Origin of the sequence: Bacillus cereus group sp. RP29 (genome assembly GCF_040459765.1) — a bacterium.
GTDB classification, from domain to species: Bacteria; Bacillota; Bacilli; order Bacillales; family Bacillaceae_G; genus Bacillus_A; species Bacillus_A paranthracis.
On the sequence record NZ_JARVHN010000001.1, the window covers coordinates 109,393 to 134,075 of the forward strand.

Sequence of the window (24,683 nt, forward strand, 5' to 3'; positions counted from 1 at the left end):
TTTACTCTGCAATTTTTTCTAAATTACCATTTCGATCCATTCGGAAAGATGTTTGAGAACGTTCTTCTTCATCCATGACTGCCAACTTACGAGCGCGGTTCATAATGTTCATAAGTGTTTCGTAATCTTCTTGTACAGTATGAGATTGTTTTTCTAATTTTTCCAGTTTCTTTTCTAGTTCTTCATTTCGAAGGATTTGTGATTTAATTTCTTGTTTCAATCTCGTATTCTCGTTTTCAAGAGCTGTCACTTTTATATTTGAAGATCCGACTGTTTGTAAAAAATAAATAACATCTTGCATTGTCATAGAGCCTTTTGCAGTAGGAACGGTAGTTTCTTGATATGGAGTAGCTTCTTTATATTGTACAATTGATTCCTCTTGTACGAACTCTTCATAATTAGTTATCGAATCTGAAGCTGGTGGTGTATAAAGTAAACGTTTTTTCGCTTGTTCACCACTTGCAGCACGCATTTTATCTTTACGATGTTTTTTTGCTAGTTGAAGAGCTTGTTCATAGCTATAGCGAACAACAGCATTCCAACGGAAACCACAGGCAGCCGATGTACGATTTAATCTGTCTCCTACTTCTTCAAATGCATTTAATTGGGTACTTCCTTCTCGAACGTGACGAAGTACAGTTTCAGCAAGTAATAAATCATCCTCATCCGTCCAAGCATCTTGTCTTACTTTCATAGATTCAACTCCCTTTCTTTTTATGAACTTCCTATTTTTATAATGGGCAAAAAAGTGAGCTTTTATACAAAGCTTTTAAAAATATGGTAGATTTCGATGAGAGGTATAAAGTGAAACTTTCATCAGTGGGGAGGTTCTTCATCCCCTACCTAACTTCTTTGCTTTCGCTGAATTTTAAGGTGGGGATCTTACTGCCCATTAAAGCGGGATAAATTTTGCCAAGAATGACGGAAGCTGCTGTAGGAAAACATATACATATGTAGCATTATATGTGGAAAGAGCGTCGAAAGGAAACTTGCAACGAGCTTCAAAGAGCGGTAAAATACCATTTAGTGTTTATTTTTAAATGTACTTGAGAAAAGTTTAAAATAGAGGAAGTGTTATATAATGGGAAACGAATTTCGTGTGTGTGATGATTGTCAGGCAACGAACGTTAAAACGCTGATTCCAAAGCTAAAAAAAGTAGATTCATGTGCAACGATTGAAGTTGGATGTCAGTCTTACTGTGGCCCTGGCCGTAAAAAATCATTCGCATTTGTAAATAATCGTCCAGTTGCAGCGCCAACAGAAGACGAATTAATTGTAAAAATTGAGGCAAAGTTAAATAAGTAAGGAAAAGAAGAGTGAACAGATTACTCTTCTTTTTTTATGCCCATAAGAGGAAGAATCTATTCTGAGAAAGCTTAACTGGTGATGATAATAGTTCATGACAGATAGGCATTATCTATTTATTAAGGTCTCGGCCTATATGAATTTGTATTTCAAAATAATGGTTGACAGTCTTTTGAAGCGATAGGTAGAATAGAAGGTGTCTGATTCTGAGAATCATTATCAGAAAAGGGCCGATTCATTTAATTTTTTTATTGCTATTTGAGAATAAATTTCATTTCATTAAATTAAACATATGTTGTTGGTTAGGATGGTTGAGGGATGGAAGCGAGCGCAAGGAGTATAGAACAGCAAGATGTGAATGTTAAAGAGATTAAGAGCAGGCCGCTCATTGCCTCTATTATTTTAGTAGCAGGTACAATTTTGTTAGCTTTAAGCATGGCACTGTCTATTTCGTTTGGTGCTGCAGATATTAGTTTAAAGACTGTATGGCAAGCTGTATTTCAGTTTGACGGTTCTATTACGCATCATAATGTAATTCAAGAACTTCGCATGCCTAGAGCAATAGGGGGCGTAGTAGCAGGTGCCTTTTTAGCGGTATCAGGAGCAATTATGCAAGGTATGACGCGAAATCCACTTGCATCACCATCGTTAATGGGGATTACAGATGGGGCTGTGTTTGGAATTGCAATTATGTATGCATTCTTCCCTAATTCACCTTATTTAATGTTCGTTATCGCATCTTTTATTGGTGCTGCGTTTGGAGCGAGCATTGTATATGGAATTGGATCTTCTTCACCAGGTGGATTAACGCCTGTGAAATTAGCTTTAGCGGGTGCCGCGATTAGTGCTTTATTAGGGGCCATTTCATCTGGAATTGCGCTATATTTCAATCTTGCCCAAGAGGTAAGTATGTGGAATGCAGGCGGAGTTGCTGGAGTGAAATGGGAAAGTATTAATATGTTAGTACCGATTGGTCTAGTTTGTCTCTTCATTGCAATTATGATGTCGAGGTATATTACAATTTTAAGCTTCGGTGAAGAAATTGCGATTGGACTTGGTCAAAATACGACATTAATTAAATTTATCGGGACAGTACTTGTTCTTGTGTTAACAGGTTCGGCAGTTTCTATGGCAGGATCGGTTGGATTTGTTGGTCTTGTCATCCCACATATGACTCGTTTCCTTGTAGGCTCAGACTATAGATGGGTTATTCCATGTTCTGCGGTCTTAGGCGGGCTGTTAATTGAATGTGCAGATATGTTATCTCGCGTTATTAATCCGCCGTTTGAAACGCCAATTGGAGCAATTACAGCGCTAATTGGGGTTCCATTCTTCCTCTACTTAGCACGTAACGAAGGGAGAGGAAAAATGTGAGGACAAGTGTCTTAACAAAAAAGAACGTTTCGGTTTTAACAATTTTAGTAGGATTAATCGTTACTGTATTTTTAGTGAGTTTAAATACAGGGACATTTAAAATACCGCCAATGGACGTATTAAAGTCATTGGTTGGACTCGGGGCTGAAGATCAGTCTGTTATTTTATTTGAATTCCGTATGCCGCGTATGGTCATTGCTATATTAGTTGGATCTGCTTTAGCTATGTCAGGTGCGATCTTGCAAGGGTTATCACGAAATCCACTTGCTGATCCAGGTATTATCGGTATTAACGCTGGAGCGGGATTAACAGTTGTTATCTTTGTCTACTTTTTCTTCGGGAAAGTAGGAACTGGTACATTTTTATCTGTATTCATTCTTCCGTTCTTCGCACTAGTTGGAGCGATATTAGCAGCTGTTATTATTTATTTACTAGCATGGAAAGACGGCGTTTCATCTACTCGATTGATACTTGTGGGTATCGCTGTTGCAGCCGGGTTTGGTGCTGTTAGTTTAATTTTTTCTATGAAGATGACATCTAACGATTTCCGCTTTGCTACGATTTGGTTAGCAGGAAGTCTTTGGGGCACAGATTGGAAGTTCGTGCTAAGTGTCCTTCCATGGATGGTTATTTTCTTGCCACTAGCTATTAGTAAAGCACACATACTAAATGTAATGAACCTAGGCGACTCTACAGCAGTTGGTCTTGGTGTAAACGTAGAAAAGGAAAGACGTAAATTATTATTTATTGCAGTTTGTTTAGCAGGTGCATCTGTCGCTGTTGCCGGAGGAATTGGTTTTATCGGTTTAATGGCTCCCCATTTAGCGAGGCGCCTTGTTGGTGGGAAACATCAAATTATGCTGCCTACAGCTGCACTAATAGGAACGTTTTTACTTTTATTCGCAGACGTAATTTCAAGAAGTGTGTTACCAACTTCAGAAATACCGGTCGGTCTTGTTATTTCTGTAATTGGTGCACCGTATTTTATATACTTACTTATGAGGACAAAGTAAAGGGAGGCTTTTTGTATGGCAACTTTAGCAGTTGATGCGGTATCTGTTGGCTATAATGAAGGGTTAATTATTGATGGATTAACAGTTGAAATTCCGGAAGGGAAAATTACAACAATTATTGGACCAAATGGTTGTGGAAAGTCCACATTATTAAAAACGGCTTCTCGTATTTTGAAAGCAAAAAAAGGTACTGTTTATCTTGACGGAAAAGCAATCGAGAAACAACCAACGAAAGAAATCGCAAAGAAAATGGCAATTTTACCACAGACTGCAGAAGTACCAACTGGCCTTACTGTATTTGAACTCGTTTCATATGGACGCTTTCCTCATCAAAAAGGATTTGGAACGTTGAAAGAAGAGGATTATCGCTACATTCATTGGGCACTTGAAGTGACGGGAATGACAGAATTCGCAAATCGTCCAGCAGAGGCATTATCAGGTGGGCAACGTCAACGCGTATGGATTGCGATGGCTCTTGCACAAGGGACAGAATTACTCGTATTAGATGAACCGACAACGTACTTAGATATGGCTCATCAATTAGAAGTATTAAACTTATTGAAAAAGTTAAATGAAGAAGAAGGTAGAACGATTGTTATGGTTATCCATGACTTAAACCATGCTTCTCGTTTCTCAGATCATATGATTGCATTAAAAGCTGGTAAGTTAATGAAACAAGGAACGCCAGATGAAGTGATGACGAGTGAAACACTTCGTAATGTATTTGAGATTGAAGCTCAAATTGTTCCATGTCCAGTAAACTGTAAGCCAATTTGTTTAACGTATGATTTAGCGATGATTAGTAATCAATTGCGTAAAAAAGCATAAGTAGAATCCCCCTCGTAAAGAGGGGGGCTTCTAATGGACGTTGAGCTTCTTATTAGTAAATAGGAAGTTGAACACCCGTTAGAACGGGGGCATAAGCAACAATTAATCAATATATATTTATTAATTGTTAACCTTGTTTCTTATAGTTCACTGTAACTTATAAGAGAAATACAGCTAGAAGGAGTGGGAACATGAAGAATTTTAAAATGGCGTTATTAGCAATGGTACTAGTCGTTACTTCTGTACTATTTGCAGCTTGTTCTAACAAAGAAGAGAAGAAAGCAGATGCGAAGGATGCGAAGACTGAAGAGCGCACTGTACAACATGCAAAAGGGGAAATTAAAATCCCTGCAAATCCCAAGAAAATTGCTGACCTTAGTGGTTCAACAGAAGAATTATTAATCTTTGGTATGAAACCAATTATTACTGCTAATACATCTCAAGAAAAAATTGATGCACATATTGAAAAGAAATTAAAAGACGTAAAACCAGTTGGTTCTGCTTGGGGAGATAAAATTAACATCGAAGCAGTAGCTGCTGCAAAACCAGACTTAATTCTTGTAAATAATCGTCAAGAAAAGATTTATGATCAATTATCTAAAATTGCACCAACAGTTATGTTAAAAACTCCATTAGACCAATGGCGTCCAAAATTCGAAGAAGTAGGTCAAATCTTCGGTAAAGAGAAAGAAACAAAAGAATGGTTCAAACAGTATGACGAAAAAGCAAGCAAATTACATGACAAAATCGTTGCGAAAACTGGCGATGCTAAATTCATGAAAATGGCTGCATATCCAAATGCTTTCCGTGTATACGGTGACTACGGTTACGGTAGTGTAATCTTTAATGATTTAAAATTACCAGCAGTTAAAGGTACACCAACTGATAAACCGTTAGTACAAGTACAAAAAGAAGCTTTAATCGATTACAACCCAGATTACTTATTCGTATTTACGACTGGTGACGGTTCTCAGCGCCTAAAAGAATTCCAAGAAGAATCAATTTGGAAAAATATGAACGCTGTTAAAAACAACCACGTATTTACAATTAAAAACGAAGAATTAAACAAAGGTTACTTCCCACTAGGTAAAGAAATGATCTTAGATGAAGTTGCTGAGTTCGTTTTAGGGAAATAATATATAAAAAGAGATCACTTTTACCCCGGTAAAAGTGATTTTTTCTTTATATAAGGGCAATTAATATAGTCTTTCATTTCTTTCTGTTTCCTATTTCGTTTATAATATATAGTAAGAATGCAGTAAAGAAAGGGGGATGTCGGAAAGTGGTATATTTAAACGACAAACTCAGCGAAACAAAAGTGTTTAAAGACCCGGTACATAAATATGTGCACGTGCGCGATCGTGTTATTTGGGATTTAATCGGAACGAAAGAATTTCAACGCTTGCGCCGTATTAAGCAGCTTGGAACGACATTTTTTACATTTCACGGTGCAGAGCATAGTCGCTTTACTCATTCGTTAGGTGTATATGAAATTATTCGTCGTATGATTGATGATGTGTTTGATGGCAGACCGAATTGGAATGCTGAAGATAGATTGTTATGCTTATGTGCGGCATTACTTCATGATGTCGGTCACGGTCCGTTTTCTCATTCGTTTGAAAAAGTATTTTCATTAGACCATGAGAAATTTACGCAAAAGATTATCGTTGGAGATACGGAAATTAATCGTGTATTAAGTCGTGTGGATAAAGATTTCCCACAAAAGGTAGCCGATGTAATTGCGAAAACATCTACTAATAAATTAGCGATTAGCATGATTTCCAGTCAAATTGATGCAGATCGCATGGACTATTTATTAAGAGATGCGTATTTCACTGGCGTAAAGTATGGAAACTTTGATATGGAACGTATACTGCGCGTTATGCGTCCGTACGGAAATCAAGTAGTTATTAAAAATAGTGGTATGCATGCTGTTGAACATTATATTATGAGTCGTTATCAAATGTACTGGCAAGTATATTTCCATCCAGTAACGCGCAGTGCTGAAGTTATTTTAACGAAGATTTTACACCGTGCAAAATCATTGCACGAGAAGTACTATACATTTAAAAATCATCCGGTTCATTTCTATTCTTTATTTGAAGAAGAAGTAACAGTAGAGGATTATTTAAAGTTAGACGAGAACGTTATGTATTATTACTTCCAAGTATGGCAAGACGAAGAGGATCCAATTTTAAGTGATTTATGCCGTCGTTTTATGAATCGAAACCTATTTAAATATGTAGAGTTTACAGATAAGCACGGTTTAGATAATTGGATGGAATTAAGTAGCTTATTTAAAAAGATTGGACTCGATCCAGAATACTATTTAGTAGTTGATTCAACATCAGACTTACCGTACGACTTTTACCGTGCTGGTGAAGAAGAAGAACGTCTGCCAATCTTACTTCTTATGCCAAATGGAGAGCTTAGAGAGCTTTCACGTGAATCGGATATTGTTGAGGCAATTACTGGTAAGAAGAGAAGGGATCAAAAGCTATTCTACCCGCATGATTTAATCTATGAAGATGGAAGAAAAGGAAAATATAAAGAGAGAATCATCGAGTTACTCGAAGGAAAAAAATAAGAAGCAGCTAAAAGCTGCTTCTTATGAAAGAACTTGAAATTATTTGTCGCTTAAGCGTTTTCCGCCAACTGCATAATGGTTTTTAGACATTTCTTCGATGAAAACAACGATGTTTTCTTCAGGAGCACCAGTTGTTTCGCTTACTGCTGCTGTTACTTTCTCAGCAAGAGCTTTCTTTTGTTCCTCTGTGCGTCCTTCTAGCATTTTCACTGTTACGTATGGCATATATAATCGCTCCTTTTATGTAAGTTACACTCTTATTATAGCGGATTATGTGGAAGAACAATCAAAAAACAAATAATTTCTTTTTTTGACATATTGAAGAGGAGATGAAGCATGGATCAGTTATTTAGATACCCGTTGCACCAAATTCCTTTGGTAGCAATGGCCATTATTATCGCATTATCAGTGCATGAATTTGCGCATGCATATGTAGCATATAAATTTGGAGACGATACAGCAAAGAGACAAGGGCGCTTAACTTTATCGCCGATGGCACATTTAGATCCTATCGGGATGATTGCTGTATTAATTCTTGGTTTTGGTTGGGCGAGACCAGTTCCTGTTAACCCATATAACTTTAAAAGACCTCGTCTTGCAGGTATATTAGTTTCAATTGCAGGACCGATTAGTAACTTAATTTTAAGCGCAATCGGTTTAATTATTTGGTATAGCTTATTAACATTTGGTGTATTAGACTCAATTCCATTTGCAGTAGCAGATACGCTAGCTCAATTTTTCCAGATTTTTATTATGTTGAATATCGTTTTACTTGTCTTTAACTTATTACCAATCCCGCCACTTGATGGATATCGCGTAGTGGAGGATTTAGCACCAACAAATATTCGTGCGAAAATGACACAGTATGAAAAGTACGGGGCAATTGCTTTATTAATTCTAGTTATTACACCGCTTAGCAATTACACAATCCAACCTATTTTTAATGTTGTCATTCCATACGTATTTGCATTTTTAAACAGTATTATTGCGCCTATCTTTGGCCTTTTATAATCATTAAGTGAGGAGGAATTTACATATGACAGAGAAAAAGAAAAAAATCGGTTTTAATATCGTGAAAAATGATTCAACAGATGGACATGGTGGTTTTGGCGTTGGGGCATTAAGTCTAGAAAACATTTCACCTGTATTTGTCGATGTACTAGAGAAAACAGCATTTGTTGATATCGGTGCGATGCATGCACGTAGTACAGTAGAAAAAGGTATTAAATTTTTAACAAATAAAGATGAAGTTCCAAACGGAAAACCATACTGGCTTGTATGGGTAACGATTGAAAGAACAGCAACAGGTGCGTATTACGCAGGTGTAACAGCTTGTGAAATGACAGTTGACCGTGAAATTCGCCGCGGATATAAGTCACTTCCAGAGCACGTAAACAAAATGGATAAATCATTGAAGCGTCACATTATGGTTGAACATATGGACGAATCATCTAAAAAAGTACTTGGTACATTCTTAAAAGAACATAATGAAGCGATTTGGAACGAGTCTAGCGAAGAATTGCGCCGTGCATTATTAAGTGAATAAAAGAAAAGGATGTCTCACTAGTCGATTGTTGACTAGTGAGACATCCTTTTTATTTTGGCTTGTTGTATGAAGATATATCAACGATTCGACTAGGAGGCTATTCCACGTTCAGTGAAATAGCTTGATATTCTACCAAGGAAGATATTTTTTCCACCAACTTGTTTTTTTCTTTTCTTCAGTTGTCTTTTCAAATTCCTCTTTATCATCAACGTGATCCATACAATATTCAGTTGGTTCTGTACCTTTTGCAAAATACATTTTCACTGAAATTGGACAATTTTTTGTAGCGATTTTCCCGTTTTCAGGGTTAATATCGACTGCAACGACGTCACTTGGTTGTTTAAACTCTTTTTTAGGTTGTCCATCTAAGCCTTTCTCCATCGTATCAGTCCATATTCTTTTCGCATAGCCTTGTTCTGCTACGTTTGAAATTGATTTAGGTTGATCATATCCAACCCATACGCCAGTTACGAGTTGCGGGGTAAACCCAATCATCCAACTATCTGTTTCGGTAGAACCAGATTTTCCGGCATAGGTTCTTGATAGTTTAGATAACATTGATTGACCAGTTACAGCAGCATAACTGCTTAGTTTTTTATTAAACATGCCTGTCATCATTTCTTCCATCACAAATGCTTTGCTCTTATCAAGAACTTGTTTACTATCCAAATGAGCATCGTATAAAATATTTCCTTCATGATCCATAATGCGGCGAATGAAAATAGGTTTTACTTCTCTTCCCCCGTTTGCGATCATGCTATAAGCGTTAACCATTTCAATTGGTTTTACAGGAGATGTACCGAGCGCGAGGGAAGGGACATCTTTTAATGCACTTTTAATGCCGAATTGCTTCGCCGTTTTTGTAAGAATGTCTTCGCCTAAAAATAAATTGGTCTTCACGGCATATATGTTATCAGAGACCGCAAGAGCTTGCGCCATTGTTACAAAATCGTCTGCATAATAGTCTTTATAGTTTTTCGGTTTATACTTTGAAACACCGTCACCTAAAGTGAACACGGTGTATTCGCTTTTTAAGCGCGTAGCAGGGGTGAATCCTCGTTCTAATGCCGCATAATATAGAAATGGCTTAAATGTAGATCCAGGCTGGCGAGCGGCCTGTGTAGCCCTGTTAAATTGACTTGTATTATAATCAGTTCCACCAACAAGGGCAGCTACTTCACCTGTTTTTGGATTCATAGAGACGAGCGCAGTTTGTATGTTTGTCGTGTCAGGTATGTGGTCTTTTACAGCTTGTTCTGCAACTGATTGTAATTTTGGGTCTAGCGTTGTATAAATACGCAAGCCGCCTTTTTGTAAGGCTTGCTCATCTAATCCGACATCGCGAAGAAGAGAAGCTTGTACAGCATCTTGGAAATAAGGCGCAACCTCTGCGACTTTTTTCGTATCTAATGAAGCGAAAGTTAGTGATTCTTTCTTTGCTGAAGCTGCTTGTTTCTTCGTAATATAGCCTTGTTCTACCATTTCATCTAATATAAGAGATTGTCGTTCTTTCGCACGATCTTTTTTTAAAAAGGGAGAGTAGACACTAGGTCCTTTTGGTATACCCGCGAGCATACTAGCTTCCGCTAATGTTAATTCTTTTGCTGTTTTATCAAAATATAGACGGGACGCAGCTTCGATTCCATAAGCACCATGCCCGTAATAAATTGTATTTAAATATCCTTCTAAAATATGATTTTTATTATAATTCACTTCAAGACGGATTGTGTACATTGCTTCTAATAGTTTACGTTTCCACGTTTTATCATGATCTAAGTATAGGTTACGGGCATACTGTTGTGTAATCGTACTAGCGCCTTGGACTTTTGCCATCGCTTTTAAATCAGCAACAATGGCACCAGCGATACGCTTCATATCAAAGCCATGATGTTTGTAGAATCTTTGATCTTCGATAGAAAGTGTTGCCTCTTTTACGTAAGGAGAAATTTCATTGAGAGATACATTGTATCGTTTTTGCATCTCATTACTTTGTCCTATAACAGTGTCATCATTAGCATAAAAGACACTTGTTTGCGGGACAGCGACAGGAGGAGGTCCCATAATTTTTGCAACTATAATAATAACAAAAAAGGAAAAAACGAAAAAAAGAACAGAAGAAAACATTACGGTGAAGAAAAGACGTTTATATTTTTTAAGTTTTGGATTCATAGTTTGATCCATCTTTTTCAGCCCCTCATTCATACAAACATTATTGTATTAGTATTGAGGGTTTTCGATTATTTTAAACAATGAAATTTCGAAAATAAAGAGCTCCTTCAATCAAGAAAGGAGCTCAAATGCACGTGCTGGCCAATCGGTAATAATGACATCTACGCCATAATCAATCATAGTTTGTAAATCTTTGTATTCGTTAATTGTATAAGGGCGGAAAACGTACCCTTGTTTTTGCGCGAGTTGAACAAATTCCTTTGTTAGTAGTTGAAAGTTTGGGTGTAAACCAGTTGCATCTCTATTTTTTGCTTCGGCGATAGGATCAGCAAGTGGCTGGTCATATAAAATGGCTCTTGGGATTTCAGGAGCAATTTCTGCTAATAATGAAACAGAGTCGTGATTAAATGAAGAGAATACAATTTGATTAGAAAGATGATATTCTCGAACGAGAGCAACAACTTTTTCTTCAATGTTTGGATAGTGAATGACATCTGTCTTTAACTCAATGTTGAGCTGTAACTTTGTTGTAGATAACCAAATGAATACTTCGCGTAACGTTGGGATTTTTGCTTCATGGAAAGAAGGATCTTTATGGCTGCCGGCATCTAAAGCTTGTAACTCTTTTACCGTTTTTTCAGAGACAAGACCTACATCATTCGTTGTACGATCGACTGTTTCATCGTGAATTACGACAAGTTCACCATCTTTTGATAGGTGGACATCAAGTTCAATGCCATGGGCGCCGATGCGTTCAGCTTCTTGGAAGGCAATCATCGTATTTTCTGGATGTGTTCCTTTTACGCCGCGATGAGCGAAAATAAGTGGTTTACTCATGTGAAATTCTCCTTATGATTTCTTTTCTTTCATTATGAAACTGCTTTTGAAAAAATACAATTTAATATGACAAACATTTACAAAAGTCTAACAGTTGCACAAAAGTTAACGTTAACGTAAAATGTAATAATCGAGTGAAGGGAGGAATAAACATGTATAAGATTGATGAAGTTACAAAGCAAGTTGGTTTAACAAAACGTACACTTCGTTATTATGAGGAAATTGGTTTAATTCATCCCCCAGAACGTAGTGAGGGGAACATTCGCCTGTATACAGACGAAGATATCGCTAGAATTAAAAGAATTGTGGAAGCGAAAGAAGTGTTAGGGATTACGCTTCAAGAAATGCAACATTTTTTATCGTTAAAAGAAAGAATGGAGCAAAGAAGAAATAGTGAGAATCCCCGTGATCGTGAAGTGATTCAAGAAATTAAAGAGATGCTTGAAAAACAAGTGCAAACGCTAGACGAGAAAATGGAGCAAATGCAGCGTGTAAAGGGAGAACTTGAAGACAGCTTACATCGTGCAGTGACATTTTTAGAGAATACAAAAGGAGAGTAATCAAAATGGAGAGCAAACAAAAACTAGGGAGATTGATTACAGTGTTGGCTACTTTCCTTGCCTTTTCAGGTATAGGGGTAGTCGATCCAATTTTGCCAATTATTGCTGAAAAGATTGGTGCATCGCATTGGCAAGTAGAGATGTTATTTACAGCATATATTTTAACGATGGCAATTATGATGTTACCAGCTGGAATATTTGCATCGAGATTTGGTGATAAACGAATGATGACAATCGGTCTTGCCATCGTGACTGTATTTGCGTTTATATGCGGTATATCGCAAACGATTGCTCAGTTATCTCTTTTCCGCGCTGGATGGGGATTAGGGAATGCGATGTTCTTCGCAACGGCGATGACTTTATTGATTGCATTAAGTAAAGAAGTTCATGAAGCAGTAGGGTTATATGAAGCAGCTATCGGTTTAGGAATGGCAGGTGGACCATTATTAGGCGGGATATTAGGTGGACATTCTTGGCGTTACCCATTTTTTGCGACGAGTATTTTAATTTTCTTAGCATTTATTTTAGTTTTCTTCTTTGTGAAAGAACCAGAGCGAAAAGTGAAGCGTAAAGCGGCAGGCGTAGGAGAATTACTTAACCTGGTGAAGTATAAGCCGTTTATGCAAGGCGCCATTTCAGGAATGTTATACTACTACGGATTTTTCGTTGTGTTAGCATATTCACCACTTATTATGCATTTATCTGCTATTCAATTAGGTTTTGTATTTTGTGGATGGGGACTCGCGTTAGCTTACGGTTCTGCAATTTTAGCACATAAGCTAGAAGGGAAATATGAGCCGAAAACATTGTTGAAAGGCAGTTTACTCGTATTTGCGCTGTTCTTAATTGCACTATTCTTCGTGAAAATTATGTGGTTACAAATTGTATTAATTGTTCTATCAGGATTAGCATCAGGATTAAATAATGCATTATTTACAAGTTATGTAATGGATATTTCACCTTATGAAAGATCTGTTACATCTGGTGTTTATAACTTCGTTCGTTGGTTAGGTGGCGCAATTGCCCCCATTTTATCAGGGATTATCGGCCACGCTGTTTCACCGCAAAGTCCATTTTTAGTAGGTGGGATTGTTGTATTAGCTGGTTGTGTAATGATTTTAATTCCGATTCGAAAACAGGTAGAAGTAGAGAGAAAAGCCCTTTCTTAAGAAAGGGTTTTCTTTATATGTATATGTTAGAACGCTCTGACTAAAATATATTTTCGGTATTTTTGTACTTTTAACTATACATTTTGGATGTTTTGTTTTATTTTTGTTAGGGGACATTAATGATGTCCCTATTATAAATTTGCATTGAAAGGCGTGATTGTACGATGGAACTATGGTTCACTGAAAAACAAACAAAACATTTTGGGATTACGGCGCGTATTAACCGCACATTACATACGGAGCAAACAGAATTCCAAAAACTTGATATGGTCGAAACGGAAGAGTTCGGAAACATGCTTATTTTAGATGGCATGGTTATGACAACAGAAAAAGATGAGTTCGTTTATCATGAAATGGTAGCGCACGTACCTTTATTTACACATCCAAACCCTGAAAACGTATTAGTTGTAGGTGGCGGCGATGGCGGTGTTATTCGTGAAGTGTTAAAACACCCAAGCGTAAAGAAAGCAACTCTTGTTGAAATCGATGGAAAAGTAATTGAGTACTCTAAACAGTACTTACCATCAATTGCAGGTGCATTAGATAATGAGCGTGTAGAAGTAAAAGTAGGAGACGGTTTCCTACATATCGCAGAAAGCGAAAATGAATATGACGTAATTATGGTAGATTCTACTGAGCCAGTAGGACCAGCAGTAAACCTATTTACAAAAGGCTTCTACGCTGGAATTTCAAAAGCGTTAAAAGAAGATGGTATTTTCGTTGCACAAACGGACAACCCTTGGTTTACGCCAGAACTAATTACAACTGTGTTTAAAGATGTAAAAGAGATTTTCCCAATTACTCGTTTATACACAGCGAACATTCCAACTTACCCAAGCGGTCTTTGGACGTTCACAATCGGATCTAAAAAACATGATCCATTAGAAGTAAGTGAAGAGCGTTTCCACGAAATCGAAACGAAATACTACACAAAAGAATTACACAATGCAGCATTCGCATTACCGAAATTTGTTGGCGATTTAATTAAGTAAGAGAATCGCACGGAACAAATAAAGTGTAAATAGCTCATTTAAGGTGTTTGTCCAGAAGACTTGAACATGCTAGCTATTTACACTTCTGTAAAGAAAATTGTCTTCTTTGTATGAAATAGAAGACCCGGTAAATCGAGAAAGAGGAGCAACTCGCTCCAAATTTGAGAAATAATGAAAGGTTGGGATACCTTAAGTTCCACATAAGGAGGAAAAGAATATGCGTTTTGATGAAGCTTATTCAGGTAAAGTATTTATTAAAAGTCATCCAAGTTTTGAAGAGTCGAAGGTAGTTATTTATGGGATGCCTATGGATTGGACAGTAAGTTACCGTCCGGGATCTCGCTTTGGCCCTGCACGTATTCGTGAAGTATCAATCGGTCTTGAAGAATATAGTCCGTATTTAGATCGTGAACTAGAAGAGGTAAAATATTTTGATGCGGGTGATATCCCATTACCATTCGGAAACGCACAGCGCAGCTTAGACATGATTGAAGAATATGTATCAAAACTTTTAGATGCCGATAAGTTTCCACTAGGTCTCGGCGGTGAGCACTTAGTGTCTTGGCCAATTTTTAAGGCAATGGCAAAAAAATATCCGGATTTAGCAATCATCCATATGGATGCTCATACTGATTTACGTGAATCGTATGAAGGGGAGCCTTTATCCCACTCTACACCAATTCGTAAAGTGTGTGATTTAATTGGTCCGGAAAACGTATATTCTTTCGGAATTCGTTCTGGAATGAAGGAAGAATTTGAATGGGCGAAAGAAGTAGGTATGAACTTATATAAATTTGACGTATTAGAACCGTTAAAAGAAGTATTACCGAAACTTGCAGGACGCCCAGTCTATGTCACAATCGACATTGATGTATTAGACCCAGCTCACGCTCCAGGAACAGGAACGTTAGAAGCTGGTGGTATCACATCTAAAGAATTATTAGATTCCATCGTAGCAATTGCAAATTCAAATATAAATGTAGTTGGAGCAGACTTAGTAGAAGTAGCTCCTGTCTACGACCATAGTGATCAAACACCAGTCGCAGCAAGCAAATTCGTGCGGGAAATGCTGCTCGGTTGGGTGAAATAAAAGCGGAATCCGCTGTAGCTGGATAAAATAAGAGCCCTCTATATGATTAGGGGCTCTTATTTTGTCGTTATGTGTCGGTAAGTCGATATGTCTTGTCGAATCGTCGATATAATGAAAAAATCGTTGATATATTTTGAGTTGTGATCGATATATTTGAAAAATCGTCGATATAATTTCATTTACCATTACGTAACATTAAAAAGAGCTATTCCTAAACAACGGGAATAGCTCTTTTTCTTATGCAACCTTCTCTTCCGAAGTAATGCCGCGAATGTCATCAGCAGAGCGAATTGGATATTTACGGAACACAATTGATCCGATGTATCCAACAATCGTGGTAACGATTCCACATAATATAGCAGCAATTGTTACTTTTACAACGTCATTAAATCCGAATAAAACAAGAAGTCCTGGGATTGGTGATGCTGTTCCTGGTGCATTATTAACGAGCTGGAACAGAGATGTAATAATACCAGCAAGTGCACCGCCAACGAAGTTTGTCGCATAAATTGGAATTGGATTTGCTGAAACAACATCGGCTTGTGTTAAAGGCTCGATTGCTACAGCAATTGTGTCTTTCTTTGAACAAATCTTTAGTCGTTTAAAGAAAATAAAGTTCATTGGGGCTGAGGCTGCTACGGCAAGACTACCAATTGCCATTGGTAAACCTGTTAATCCAAGCATTGCAGTGAGTGCCATAGAACTCAGTGGAGAGGTAGAAATAACTGTTATTAATCCACCAAGCATAATACCCATGATAATAGGGCTTTCTGTAGTTGCAACTGAAATCATAGAACCAATTTTACCAAGTGTTGCGTTAACGAGCGGATCCATAAGCATTGCCATTCCGCGTGAGATTGGTGCAGCGATAAATAAAATTGCTAAAAACTCTACACCAGCCGGCAATTTCTTTTCGAGAAATTTTACGACGAAGGCACAAACGTATCCAGCGAAAAATCCTGGTAAAATACCAAATCCACTAGTAGCGATACCGATTAAAACAGCATATACGGGGGAAACACCGATTGCTAATGCGACTAAAATCGCTGCTGCGACACCGCTCATACTACCGGAAGCTTCTCCTACTGATTGTAAAAAGTCATTATGAAACATTTCTCCACCTATATAACGATGAAATGCTTCAATAAGAAAACTTGCGATTGCTGCATTAGCTAAAGCACCCATTGCTTTCATGCCGTAAGGAGCACGGTAACTAAAAAGTGTAAATAGACAAAGTACAACAAGTAATAGTGCTAAACCTTGCAAGATAGCCATTTGAAAACTGTCTCCTTTGATTTTTGTAATAAAAATTTGTATCATTCAATAATAATATAAAAGTGTATGAAACGGAAAAATTTTTTCTTGGGAAATTGCTATAAGGTGAAAATGCCTTACAATAATGTAAGGAAAGTGTAAGACTTTTAGATAGAGTATAGTATGCCATTTTTCGTATAATACAAGTATAGATATATGACTAGGGAAAAAGAAGTGCAAACAGGAGGTTCATGTATGAAATTGGTAATTAAAGTTTTAGTTGTATTCGCCATTATTCTAGGTGGAACAGCGTATTATTTGAACACAAAAACAGAAGGTGTACATGCTTTTGTAGACAACTTCTTTTCAAATAAAGAAATACAAGATTATTATGCGGTTATAGATAAAGGTGAGAAAAAAGACGGAGAATACTTGTATACTTTTAAAGGGTATACAGAAGACGGAAAGTTACAGGTTATTAAAAGAATGATGAACCGTGAATTGCATACGGGTGCTTTTATAAAAATTTATGCAAAAGGTATGCAAGGAAAAGGATGGGCTGAAATCCCGAAAGAATCAATTCCGCAAAAAGCGTTGGAGAAAATAGAAAAACGATAAAAGGAGCGACCTATTCGCTCCTTTTTTAGTGCGTTAAAATAGTGATAGATGTTTTTTCTTTGTTAGAAATGATTGTTGCACGTCCGCCAATTGGGAAAGTGAAAATCGGGGTTGTATGACCGAAACTTGCGTTTGCAATGATAGGGATATGTGCAAGCTCAGGCTTTGAAGCAATCATTTCTTGCACGTCTTCTATCGTACATTCTGCGCCTTTTTGCATCTTTCCTATAACGATGCCTTTTACATGTTCAAAATCTTGCTGCTGCATAAGAGAATGTAAATATCGATCAAAAGTTTTAAGAGTAGCTCTCCCAGTTAAACTATCCTCTTCAAGAAATAAAATTTTATCTTTTAAGTTTGGCATATATGGTGTACCTTGCAGTAAGTTCAATGTGCTCATATTACCACCGATAATATCTCCCGTAGCTTCTCCTTCGTGAATCGAAACGTATCCTTCATTCTTAATAAACTCTCGATTTTCCTGATCAATGTACCAAGAATCATCACTCCATGTTTCAGATGGTAGGACTTCAATCGGCTCATTAGAAGTTACGCATTTTAAAAAGTAATCTGTTGTATACTCGAGCCCTTTCTCCATTCCAAATGAAGAGAAATGGGGGCCTGAATATGTAACAAGTCCTGTTTTAGTGTAAATTGCATTATTTAGTGCAGTGATATCCGAATAGCCACAGAAAAATTTCGGGTTTTCTCGAATTAAATCGTAATCGAGATGTTTTAATAAGCCATTAGAATTGTATCCGCCAAGTGTCGTCAAAATGGCTTTTACATTCGGGTCTCTAAATGCTTCGTGAAGGTCTTGAACGCGTGAAGAAATAGAAGAGGAAGCAAATCTGTCTATCTCATCAGCATATGTTGAAAATGTAACGTGAAAGCCCATGTCGGTTAACTTTTTTACAGCAAGCTTCCTGTTTTCAGTTGAGACAATACTTAAACTACAAGATGGTGAAATCACTCTAATTTCATCACCTTTTTTCAATTTTGTTGGTAGCACTTCATTCACCTCTTTAAAAGAAAGAATATTTAGATTTAAGAAATATTTTATCATATGAAATAAAGTGAAAGTGAATTATGTTTTGAAATGGAGTTTTCCTGATTTTTCAGCAGACAGACAGAGGTTTTTTTTGATATGATAGGAAAAGTGATTTATTATATACATTATTTAATATCTATAACAGTTGAAAGGTGTGCAAGACGTGGAGAAACAACTTGCAGGCTTGCCGGTACACGTTCATTTCGTAACAGAAATCCGTGAAGGGGCGAGGAAGGAAACCGTTGCTTTTGAAGCAAATGGTCAATACTATGTAAAAGGTCAAGGTACATACGTAACATTCCAAGAGCCGAACGAACAAGGCGAAGTGAAAACAATTATTAAAATTCAAGATGAACAAGTTCTCATTATGCGTTCAGGTGCTGTTTCTATGCGTCAAACGCATGTGAAAGGTGAATGGACAACTGGTACGTACACGAGTGAACTTGGTACGTTTGCATTGCAAACAAAGACTGATAACGTTCTTTTTAAATGGTCGGATGAAAAGAAAAAAGGACAACTCTTCTTAACGTACGCATTGCTTCTAAGTGAACAAGAAGCTGGCAGATATACAATTACGATTAATTTGAAGGAGGCAAAATAATGAATTCTTTAGAACAAGTAAAAGGATTAATTAAAGAAGAAATTCAAGCTGCTGTATTAAAGGCAGAATTAGCGACAGAAGAACAGATTCCAAATGTAGTATTAGAATCTCCAAAAGATAAAACAAATGGTGACTTCTCTACAAATATGGCAATGCAACTTGCACGTGTTGCGAAAAAAGCACCTCGTATGATTGCAGAAGAATTAGTTGCAAACTTCGATAAAGCAAAAGCTTCTATTGAAAAGATTGAAATCGCAGGTCCTGGTTTCATTAACTTCTACATGGATAATAGCTACTTAACAGACTTAATCCCAACGATCGTTAATGCTGGTGAAGCTTACGGTGAAACGAATACTGGTAAAGGTGAAAAAGTACAAGTTGAGTTCGTATCTGCGAATCCAACAGGTGACCTTCACTTAGGGCATGCACGTGGTGCAGCAGTAGGTGACACGTTATGTAACTTATTAGCAAAAGCAGGATATGATGTATCTCGTGAGTACTACATTAATGATGCTGGTAACCAAATCCATAACTTAGCTCTTTCTGTTGAAGCTCGTTACATGCAAGCTTTAGGCTTAGAGAAAGAAATGCCAGAAGACGGATACCATGGTGCGGACATCATTGCAATTGGTAAGCGTTTAGCTGAAGAGTTTGGCGATCGTTATGCGAAAGCTGATGAAAAAGAAAGTTATGAATTTTACCGTGAGTACGGTTTAAAATATGAGTTAGCAAAACTTCAAAAAGACTTAGAAAGTTTCCGTGTTAAATTTGATGTATGGTTCTCAGAAACATCATTATACAAAAACGGAAAAATCGATCAAGCTCTTGCTGTATTAAAAGAGCGCGACGAAATCTTTGAAGAAGACGGTGCAACTTGGTTCCGTTCAATGACTTACGGTGACGATAAAAACCGTGTGTTAATTAAAAATGATGGTTCTTACACGTACTTAACGCCAGATATCGCGTATCACCGTGATAAATTAGAGCGTGGTTTCGATAAGTTAATCAACATTTGGGGTGCTGACCACCACGGTTACATTCCACGTATGAAAGCTGCTATTCAAGCGCTAGGTTACGATAAAGAAACACTTGAAGTAGAAATCATCCAAATGGTACAACTATACCAAAACGGTGAAAAAATGAAGATGAGTAAACGTACAGGTAAAGCAGTTACACTTCGTGAGCTTATGGAAGAAGTAGGCGTGGACGCAATGCGTTACTTCTTCGCAATGCGTAGTGGCGATTCTCATTTAGATTTCGACATGGACTTAGCTGTATCAAAATCTAATGAAAACCCAGTATATTATGCACAATACGCTCATGCTCGTGTATGCAGTATCCTTCGTCAAGGTGAAGAATTAGGATTAGCTACAGGCGGAGACGTGAACTACAAACTTGTTACTTCTGAGAAAGAAGTAGAATTACTGAAAAAACTTGGTGAATTCCCAGCAGTAGTTGCGGATGCAGCACAAAAACGTTTACCACACCGTATTACAAACTATGCATTTGAATTAGCAGCAACATTACACAGCTTCTACAATGCAGAAAAAGTATTAAACCAAGATAACTTAGAATTAAGTAAAGCTCGCTACGAGTTAATGAAAGCAGTACGCACTACACTTCAAAACGCATTAGCAATCGTAGGAGTATCTGCGCCAGAAAAAATGTAATTAAGAAAAGCGGAGCCGACTGTTTAGTCCCGAAGGCTAAGGTTCTTTCCCACAGAAGATGCATTTTATCTTCTCGTGGGGAAGGTTCTTAGACGGAAGGGGCTAGGAGGCAGAGCTAGACATAAAGAAAAGCGGAAGCGGCTCGTTCAGAATAGGAGGGGGATGGAGCTCCTGACAGAGAGGCGTACTTTGCCTCGGAGGAAGGCGCGAAGCCACCGAGTATTCTAGCCGCTGGAGCTGGACAATAGAGAAAAGCGGAGCCGATTTTTCGCTTTCAGTAAAAGGCAATCACACGATGTTGTGATTGCCTTTTTGTATGGAAATAATAAAAAAATAAAATTTTATCAAACAAAAGGAGAATTTGCGTCGTCTTATATAAATGACAGGAGGTTTATGATGGAAGAAAAGGTAGAAGAATTGATTGACATATATAAGCAGCAAATATATTCCTTATGCTATAAGTTAGCGAAAACGAAAGAAGATGCGGAAGATATTTTTCAAGAGACATGGATAAAAGTTTTTTCATCGCGGCACCAACTTTCTTACGTGGAAAATTATAAAAAGTGGATTACTACGATTTGTATTCGTACGTTTTATGATTTTTATCGTAAAAAGAAAAGATGGAAAGATCGTGTATTGGATTTATTTCATAAAGAAGATGGCGGAGAAATAGAGCATGCAGATGATATGAATATATCAGAAGAGTTTATTCAAAAAGTCGAAGCAGAAATGATACGAGAAGTTATACAGTTATTAAATGAAAAATATAAAACAGTGCTCGTACTCTACTACTATGAACAATATTCTTACAAAGAAATGAGTGAAATATTAAATATACCAATTGGTACGGTGAAATACCGCCTTAATTATGCGAAGAAGCAAATGCGAGAACATTTGGAGGGGTTCGTTTATGAAGGAAGATAAATTTGATCAAAAGATAAAAAGTAGTTTAGCGGGAGAGATGATTCCTAGCGAAGAGCTAATAAATAATACGAAGCAGGGCATGCGAAATGCTCGGAAATTAGAGAAGAGATGGGTTGTTTTCATTCATGCTATTTGGATGATTGTATTAACAGTCACCCTAGAGCAGTTTATTAGTCATTTGGATCATAAAATAACTATCATTATAACGATAGTTATTATGATGCACCTATACATTCCTATATATGTTGTCATACAGTCATTTTTAAAGAAGGAGTATAAATTACATGATAGAGTTCGCTAACCCGTTTGTAATATTTGAAGTAGCTGGAGTGACAATGCTTTTAGCTTTTATAGCACTGTTAATATGTGTTGCATCATGGGTATATACAGATGCGAAAGCACACCAAATGAGTAAAGGGTGGAGTGTTTTAGCGGTTATATTGCCATTCTTTATTGGATTTTTATTATATATGGTAAGAAGAAGTAAAAAGAAAGTTGAAGGAGAATATAAGATGAATTTTGTTAAAAAACAGAAGGTAACATTAGTTGCGATATTGGCAAGTACAATGTTTGTATTACTTAGTGGTTTTACTTTTGCACAAACGTTAGATGATGCGTGGAGAGCAGGAGATATATATTTAGAAAATGAGAAGCAAGGGGAAACAAGTTACGAGGCAAAATTTTCATCATGGGATATTGCTGGGAAGGAAATTGAATTTGAGTATGCAAAAGATACAGAAGTAACATTTTCTTATGAGACGGATGCAAAACGTGGGAATTTATGCTTTAGCTTGTATGAAAGGAAAGGAGAAGGAGAAGGTATAAAGGAGTTAAAAGAAATCTGTGAATCCAAAAAAGGTACTTTTAAAGCTACATTGAAAGCGAATGAAAAGTATGTATTTAGTATAAGTGGTTTAATGGTGAAAGATGGTTTTGTAAAAGTGAATTGGGAAACAAAATAAAGGCCCTTGGGAAGGGCCTTTATTTTATCGGATTGTATACGTAACCGAAAAGCTAACAGGACTATAGTAAACATAAGGTGCATGAAATTGAACGTACATATTCCCATCTGTTTTTGCAGTGAAAATTCGGCCGTAGCCATCAGAATAACGTCCAATAAGGTTATGATTTGAGTCATAAACACTGTAACTAGGGGTTTTGCTGTTAGGTTGAACTGTTAACTCTTGTCCCTTTTGAAGGAAAACAGGTTCTTGTTCAGAACTACTTCCAGTTTGCAAAGAATAAAATTTTGTAAAGCTTTGTTCTTGAGTAGCGGCAGCGGCCTTTGTTTCAGGAATAAACGCGGTAGCACCAGTAATTCCTGCTAAAGTTAATGCACCGGCTAAAATCATTTTTTTCATAGTAAAAAAGCCTCCTTATTAGTTGTAATCATTTTTGTTACAGTTAATATTGTATACGATAATGAGTAGGAGAAAATATGCTTTTATGCATATATATTTTTTCTCAATAAAAGACCACTGATAAAAATCGGTGGTCTTTTAAATGACTAAGCAGCTTTTTGTTCAGTTTGAGCGACAGGTTTTTGAAGTGTATTATAAACTCCTGTTCCAATAACCTCTAATGCCATTTTCATACGTTCAGGTGAAATGTTCTCAAATACGTTATCTTGAGGTGTGTGATATACCTTTTCGATATGATAGATTAATGGATTCCAACTATCGACACCCATCCAAATAAATAGAGCGGCAGGAATCCCAACTTCAGCAAATGGTACGTGATCACTAGAGCCGAATTTTCCTTGCAGTACAAGGTCATTATTTAACTGTTTACCTGCTTGCAAGGCTGCATCTGTTACAAGGTTTGGAGAACCGTTAGGCGTCATAGCATATAAATTCTTTGCTTTATCGTAATTTGTTGCGACCATGTCTGCGTTAAAGACACCTAAAATTCGATCGCGTTCTTTTTGGGATAAACTATTAACGTAATAATCGGAGCCAAGTAAGCCAGTCTCTTCAGAACCGAAAGCAATAAAACGAATTTCTTTATCAGTTTCTACATTTTGAAAAGCACGAGCTAATTCTAATACTAATCCTGTACCAGAAGCATTATCATTTGCTCCAGGTGCTCCAACGACACTATCGTAGTGTGAACTTACAACGACAGCTTTTTCATTACCTGTACTGTTTTTTGGTTTCTTTTTAGCGATGACGTTTAATGATGTTAAATTAGATTCATGTCTCGCTTTTAGGGAAAGAATTGTTGTTCCTTTTTTAGCGATTTCTTCTTTAAATGCATTTCCTTGCGCATAAGCAAGACCGAAGACAGGGATAGATTGCTTTTTCGTTAGGCGGGGATTGAAAGTTTGTCCGTAGTTTCCACGTCCACCAATTAAACTGTATAAAAGAACACCTTTTGCTCCTTTGCTAACGGCATTTTCAACTTGTTTATTATAGTCAGCTACTGTTGTTCCTCTTTCGAATAGAACAATTTTTCCATTTACTTCATTTGGGATATCCTCTAATTTTGTCCCACCTTGAACAAAGATAAGAGGAGCCGTAACAGATTCTGTAGAAATTAGTGCGTTAGGGGCAGCACCAGCTTGCCAATTACGCTTTGTGGATAATGGTGATTCAATAAATCCAACGTATTGATCCGGCACTTGGAATGGTTGATATTCTACTTCGTAGCCCATTGATTTAAGCTGCATACCGACGTAGCGAGAAGCCCATTCTTCTGATTTTGTCCCGCCAGGTCGAGGACCAATTGTTTCGGATAAGAAACGGATGTGTTCGATAGCGCGGCTTGCATCAACTTGTTTTGTAATAGATGAAGTCTGTGTGATTTCTGAAGTGGAATCAGCTTTGGCTTGTCCAATCGGAGCTAAGCTAACAGCGAGTGATACAGCAAGCAAAGAGCTTACTATTTTTTGTTTCAAAGATTTTTTCATTTTTTCCTCTCCTATTCTTCTATTCTCTCTGACTGACAAAAGAAGACGGATAACGACTTCATTTTACCCTTATCTTTATTGTTTTTCAATATTCTGACATTGAGAAATAAAAAACGCTATATGCACATTTGCATATTTTTGACGGAGATATGTATGCTATCATTTTAAACGAAGGTTCGCTTTCTA

At 37.1% G+C, this 24,683-nt stretch carries 26 protein-coding genes; 18 read left to right on the plus strand and 8 right to left on the minus strand.

The window, feature by feature from the left end; all coding sequences use genetic code 11:
• Position 1: 1 nt before the first annotated feature.
• Positions 2 to 694, minus strand: coding sequence for an RsfA family transcriptional regulator (locus tag QCI47_RS00550; RefSeq protein ID WP_000868375.1), 693 nt, complete (start codon positions 692 to 694; stop codon positions 2 to 4).
• A gap of 387 nt (positions 695 to 1,081) precedes the next feature.
• On the opposite strand from QCI47_RS00550, the gene QCI47_RS00555 reads away from it, so the two are divergent.
• The 6 genes from QCI47_RS00555 to QCI47_RS00580 all read left to right on the plus strand — a co-directional run bounded on the left by QCI47_RS00555 (position 1,082) and on the right by QCI47_RS00580 (position 7,108).
• Positions 1,082 to 1,306 carry a YuzB family protein gene (locus QCI47_RS00555; protein WP_000526077.1) on the plus strand — a complete coding sequence of 75 codons (225 nt, stop codon included), beginning with the start codon at positions 1,082 to 1,084 and terminating at the stop codon, positions 1,304 to 1,306.
• A gap of 318 nt (positions 1,307 to 1,624) precedes the next feature.
• On the plus strand, positions 1,625 to 2,680 hold the full coding sequence (locus QCI47_RS00560; RefSeq protein ID WP_000388276.1) for a FecCD family ABC transporter permease: 1,056 nt from the start codon (positions 1,625 to 1,627) through the stop codon (positions 2,678 to 2,680).
• A complete protein-coding gene (locus tag QCI47_RS00565; protein WP_001260776.1) occupies positions 2,677 to 3,693 on the plus strand; it encodes a FecCD family ABC transporter permease in 1,017 nt (338 codons plus the stop codon). The genes QCI47_RS00560 and QCI47_RS00565 overlap by 4 nt, the downstream gene beginning before the upstream one ends.
• Positions 3,694 to 3,708: 15 nt before the next feature.
• Positions 3,709 to 4,521, plus strand: a complete 813-nt coding sequence (locus QCI47_RS00570; protein ID WP_000212060.1) for an ABC transporter ATP-binding protein — start codon at positions 3,709 to 3,711, stop codon at positions 4,519 to 4,521.
• 191 nt (positions 4,522 to 4,712) lie between these two features.
• Positions 4,713 to 5,657 carry an ABC transporter substrate-binding protein gene (locus tag QCI47_RS00575; protein ID WP_000787743.1) on the plus strand — a complete coding sequence of 315 codons (945 nt, stop codon included), beginning with the start codon at positions 4,713 to 4,715 and terminating at the stop codon, positions 5,655 to 5,657.
• 146 nt (positions 5,658 to 5,803) lie between these two features.
• Entirely contained in the window at positions 5,804 to 7,108 is a 1,305-nt protein-coding gene (locus QCI47_RS00580) for an HD domain-containing protein (RefSeq protein WP_000262739.1), read from the plus strand.
• A 39-nt stretch (positions 7,109 to 7,147) separates the two neighbouring features.
• On the opposite strand, the gene QCI47_RS00585 is transcribed toward QCI47_RS00580, so the two are convergent.
• Positions 7,148 to 7,333, minus strand: coding sequence for a 2-hydroxymuconate tautomerase (locus tag QCI47_RS00585; protein ID WP_001147171.1), 186 nt, complete (start codon positions 7,331 to 7,333; stop codon positions 7,148 to 7,150).
• 111 nt (positions 7,334 to 7,444) lie between these two features.
• On the opposite strand from QCI47_RS00585, the gene QCI47_RS00590 reads away from it, so the two are divergent.
• Complete coding sequence (locus QCI47_RS00590) at positions 7,445 to 8,119, plus strand: site-2 protease family protein (protein ID WP_000372461.1); 675 nt, start codon at positions 7,445 to 7,447, stop codon at positions 8,117 to 8,119.
• A gap of 25 nt (positions 8,120 to 8,144) precedes the next feature.
• Positions 8,145 to 8,654 (plus strand): YwhD family protein, encoded by a 510-nt coding sequence (locus QCI47_RS00595; protein ID WP_000136688.1) that lies wholly within the window; start codon positions 8,145 to 8,147, stop codon positions 8,652 to 8,654.
• Positions 8,655 to 8,783: 129 nt separating this feature from the next.
• Here the strand turns inward: QCI47_RS00595 and QCI47_RS00600 are convergent, their stop codons facing one another.
• Positions 8,784 to 10,835 carry a transglycosylase domain-containing protein gene (locus tag QCI47_RS00600; RefSeq protein ID WP_309422489.1) on the minus strand — a complete coding sequence of 684 codons (2,052 nt, stop codon included), beginning with the start codon at positions 10,833 to 10,835 and terminating at the stop codon, positions 8,784 to 8,786.
• A gap of 99 nt (positions 10,836 to 10,934) precedes the next feature.
• Positions 10,935 to 11,660 carry a glycerophosphodiester phosphodiesterase gene (locus QCI47_RS00605; RefSeq protein WP_061131890.1) on the minus strand — a complete coding sequence of 242 codons (726 nt, stop codon included), beginning with the start codon at positions 11,658 to 11,660 and terminating at the stop codon, positions 10,935 to 10,937.
• A 152-nt stretch (positions 11,661 to 11,812) separates the two neighbouring features.
• On the opposite strand from QCI47_RS00605, the gene QCI47_RS00610 reads away from it, so the two are divergent.
• The 4 genes from QCI47_RS00610 to speB all read left to right on the plus strand — a co-directional run bounded on the left by QCI47_RS00610 (position 11,813) and on the right by speB (position 15,471).
• The gene (locus tag QCI47_RS00610) at positions 11,813 to 12,220 is read left to right on the plus strand and encodes a MerR family transcriptional regulator (RefSeq protein WP_000276568.1); all 408 of its coding nucleotides are present in this window, start codon (positions 11,813 to 11,815) and stop codon (positions 12,218 to 12,220) included.
• 5 nt (positions 12,221 to 12,225) lie between these two features.
• Entirely contained in the window at positions 12,226 to 13,389 is a 1,164-nt protein-coding gene (locus QCI47_RS00615) for an MFS transporter (RefSeq protein ID WP_163072275.1), read from the plus strand.
• Positions 13,390 to 13,553: 164 nt separating this feature from the next.
• A complete protein-coding gene (gene speE / locus QCI47_RS00620) occupies positions 13,554 to 14,381 on the plus strand; it encodes a polyamine aminopropyltransferase (RefSeq protein WP_000424696.1) in 828 nt (275 codons plus the stop codon).
• 217 nt (positions 14,382 to 14,598) lie between these two features.
• A complete protein-coding gene (gene speB / locus QCI47_RS00625; RefSeq protein ID WP_001209831.1) occupies positions 14,599 to 15,471 on the plus strand; it encodes an agmatinase in 873 nt (290 codons plus the stop codon).
• Between the two features lie 237 nt (positions 15,472 to 15,708).
• Here the strand turns inward: speB and QCI47_RS00630 are convergent, their stop codons facing one another.
• The gene (locus QCI47_RS00630; RefSeq protein ID WP_000996317.1) at positions 15,709 to 16,746 is read right to left on the minus strand and encodes a PTS sugar transporter subunit IIC; all 1,038 of its coding nucleotides are present in this window, start codon (positions 16,744 to 16,746) and stop codon (positions 15,709 to 15,711) included.
• Between the two features lie 234 nt (positions 16,747 to 16,980).
• On the opposite strand from QCI47_RS00630, the gene QCI47_RS00635 reads away from it, so the two are divergent.
• Complete coding sequence (locus tag QCI47_RS00635; RefSeq protein WP_000779936.1) at positions 16,981 to 17,343, plus strand: YxeA family protein; 363 nt, start codon at positions 16,981 to 16,983, stop codon at positions 17,341 to 17,343.
• Positions 17,344 to 17,368: 25 nt separating this feature from the next.
• Here QCI47_RS00635 and QCI47_RS00640 read toward each other — a convergent pair whose 3' ends face one another.
• Entirely contained in the window at positions 17,369 to 18,355 is a 987-nt protein-coding gene (locus QCI47_RS00640; RefSeq protein WP_071742874.1) for a S66 family peptidase, read from the minus strand.
• 202 nt (positions 18,356 to 18,557) lie between these two features.
• Between QCI47_RS00640 and QCI47_RS00645 the strand changes: the two genes are divergently transcribed.
• The 5 genes from QCI47_RS00645 (at position 18,558) to QCI47_RS00665 (ending at position 22,551) form a co-directional block, all read left to right on the plus strand.
• Positions 18,558 to 18,995: a YwiB family protein gene (locus tag QCI47_RS00645; RefSeq protein WP_000414867.1), complete on the plus strand. Its 438-nt coding sequence runs from the start codon at positions 18,558 to 18,560 to the stop codon at positions 18,993 to 18,995.
• Positions 18,995 to 20,665, plus strand: coding sequence for an arginine--tRNA ligase (gene argS, locus QCI47_RS00650; RefSeq protein ID WP_001086449.1), 1,671 nt, complete (start codon positions 18,995 to 18,997; stop codon positions 20,663 to 20,665). The genes QCI47_RS00645 and argS overlap by 1 nt, the downstream gene beginning before the upstream one ends.
• A gap of 396 nt (positions 20,666 to 21,061) precedes the next feature.
• Positions 21,062 to 21,589: an RNA polymerase sigma factor gene (locus QCI47_RS00655; protein WP_163072276.1), complete on the plus strand. Its 528-nt coding sequence runs from the start codon at positions 21,062 to 21,064 to the stop codon at positions 21,587 to 21,589.
• Positions 21,576 to 21,890, plus strand: coding sequence for a hypothetical protein (locus tag QCI47_RS00660; RefSeq protein WP_048553440.1), 315 nt, complete (start codon positions 21,576 to 21,578; stop codon positions 21,888 to 21,890). Before QCI47_RS00655 ends, QCI47_RS00660 begins: the two co-directional genes overlap by 14 nt.
• Complete coding sequence (locus tag QCI47_RS00665; protein WP_309422485.1) at positions 21,874 to 22,551, plus strand: anti-sigma factor; 678 nt, start codon at positions 21,874 to 21,876, stop codon at positions 22,549 to 22,551. Before QCI47_RS00660 ends, QCI47_RS00665 begins: the two co-directional genes overlap by 17 nt.
• Positions 22,552 to 22,575: 24 nt before the next feature.
• Here QCI47_RS00665 and QCI47_RS00670 read toward each other — a convergent pair whose 3' ends face one another.
• Both QCI47_RS00670 and QCI47_RS00675 read right to left on the minus strand, forming a co-directional pair.
• Positions 22,576 to 22,950 carry a hypothetical protein gene (locus QCI47_RS00670; RefSeq protein ID WP_061131885.1) on the minus strand — a complete coding sequence of 125 codons (375 nt, stop codon included), beginning with the start codon at positions 22,948 to 22,950 and terminating at the stop codon, positions 22,576 to 22,578.
• 146 nt (positions 22,951 to 23,096) lie between these two features.
• Positions 23,097 to 24,497: a M28 family metallopeptidase gene (locus tag QCI47_RS00675; RefSeq protein WP_000749145.1), complete on the minus strand. Its 1,401-nt coding sequence runs from the start codon at positions 24,495 to 24,497 to the stop codon at positions 23,097 to 23,099.
• Between the last annotated feature and the right edge of the window lie 186 nt (positions 24,498 to 24,683).

Excerpts from the sequence above, each read along its gene's own strand:
- QCI47_RS00550 (WP_000868375.1), bottom strand. The coding sequence starts at position 694 with ATGAAAGTAAGACAAGATGCTTGGACGGATGAGGATGATTTATTACTT.
- QCI47_RS00555 (WP_000526077.1), top strand. The coding sequence starts at position 1,082 with ATGGGAAACGAATTTCGTGTGTGTGATGATTGTCAGGCAACGAACGTT.
- QCI47_RS00560 (WP_000388276.1), top strand. The coding sequence starts at position 1,625 with ATGGAAGCGAGCGCAAGGAGTATAGAACAGCAAGATGTGAATGTTAAA.
- QCI47_RS00570 (WP_000212060.1), top strand. The coding sequence starts at position 3,709 with ATGGCAACTTTAGCAGTTGATGCGGTATCTGTTGGCTATAATGAAGGG.
- QCI47_RS00575 (WP_000787743.1), top strand. The coding sequence starts at position 4,713 with ATGAAGAATTTTAAAATGGCGTTATTAGCAATGGTACTAGTCGTTACT.
- QCI47_RS00585 (WP_001147171.1), bottom strand. The coding sequence starts at position 7,333 with ATGCCATACGTAACAGTGAAAATGCTAGAAGGACGCACAGAGGAACAA.
- QCI47_RS00590 (WP_000372461.1), top strand. The coding sequence starts at position 7,445 with ATGGATCAGTTATTTAGATACCCGTTGCACCAAATTCCTTTGGTAGCA.
- QCI47_RS00595 (WP_000136688.1), top strand. The coding sequence starts at position 8,145 with ATGACAGAGAAAAAGAAAAAAATCGGTTTTAATATCGTGAAAAATGAT.
- QCI47_RS00600 (WP_309422489.1), bottom strand. The coding sequence starts at position 10,835 with ATGGATCAAACTATGAATCCAAAACTTAAAAAATATAAACGTCTTTTC.
- QCI47_RS00605 (WP_061131890.1), bottom strand. The coding sequence starts at position 11,660 with ATGAGTAAACCACTTATTTTCGCTCATCGCGGCGTAAAAGGAACACAT.
- QCI47_RS00610 (WP_000276568.1), top strand. The coding sequence starts at position 11,813 with ATGTATAAGATTGATGAAGTTACAAAGCAAGTTGGTTTAACAAAACGT.
- QCI47_RS00615 (WP_163072275.1), top strand. The coding sequence starts at position 12,226 with ATGGAGAGCAAACAAAAACTAGGGAGATTGATTACAGTGTTGGCTACT.
- speE (WP_000424696.1), top strand. The coding sequence starts at position 13,554 with ATGGAACTATGGTTCACTGAAAAACAAACAAAACATTTTGGGATTACG.
- speB (WP_001209831.1), top strand. The coding sequence starts at position 14,599 with ATGCGTTTTGATGAAGCTTATTCAGGTAAAGTATTTATTAAAAGTCAT.
- QCI47_RS00630 (WP_000996317.1), bottom strand. The coding sequence starts at position 16,746 with ATGGCTATCTTGCAAGGTTTAGCACTATTACTTGTTGTACTTTGTCTA.
- QCI47_RS00635 (WP_000779936.1), top strand. The coding sequence starts at position 16,981 with ATGAAATTGGTAATTAAAGTTTTAGTTGTATTCGCCATTATTCTAGGT.
- argS (WP_001086449.1), top strand. The coding sequence starts at position 18,995 with ATGAATTCTTTAGAACAAGTAAAAGGATTAATTAAAGAAGAAATTCAA.
- QCI47_RS00655 (WP_163072276.1), top strand. The coding sequence starts at position 21,062 with ATGGAAGAAAAGGTAGAAGAATTGATTGACATATATAAGCAGCAAATA.
- QCI47_RS00660 (WP_048553440.1), top strand. The coding sequence starts at position 21,576 with ATGAAGGAAGATAAATTTGATCAAAAGATAAAAAGTAGTTTAGCGGGA.
- QCI47_RS00665 (WP_309422485.1), top strand. The coding sequence starts at position 21,874 with ATGATAGAGTTCGCTAACCCGTTTGTAATATTTGAAGTAGCTGGAGTG.
- QCI47_RS00670 (WP_061131885.1), bottom strand. The coding sequence starts at position 22,950 with ATGAAAAAAATGATTTTAGCCGGTGCATTAACTTTAGCAGGAATTACT.
- QCI47_RS00675 (WP_000749145.1), bottom strand. The coding sequence starts at position 24,497 with ATGAAAAAATCTTTGAAACAAAAAATAGTAAGCTCTTTGCTTGCTGTA.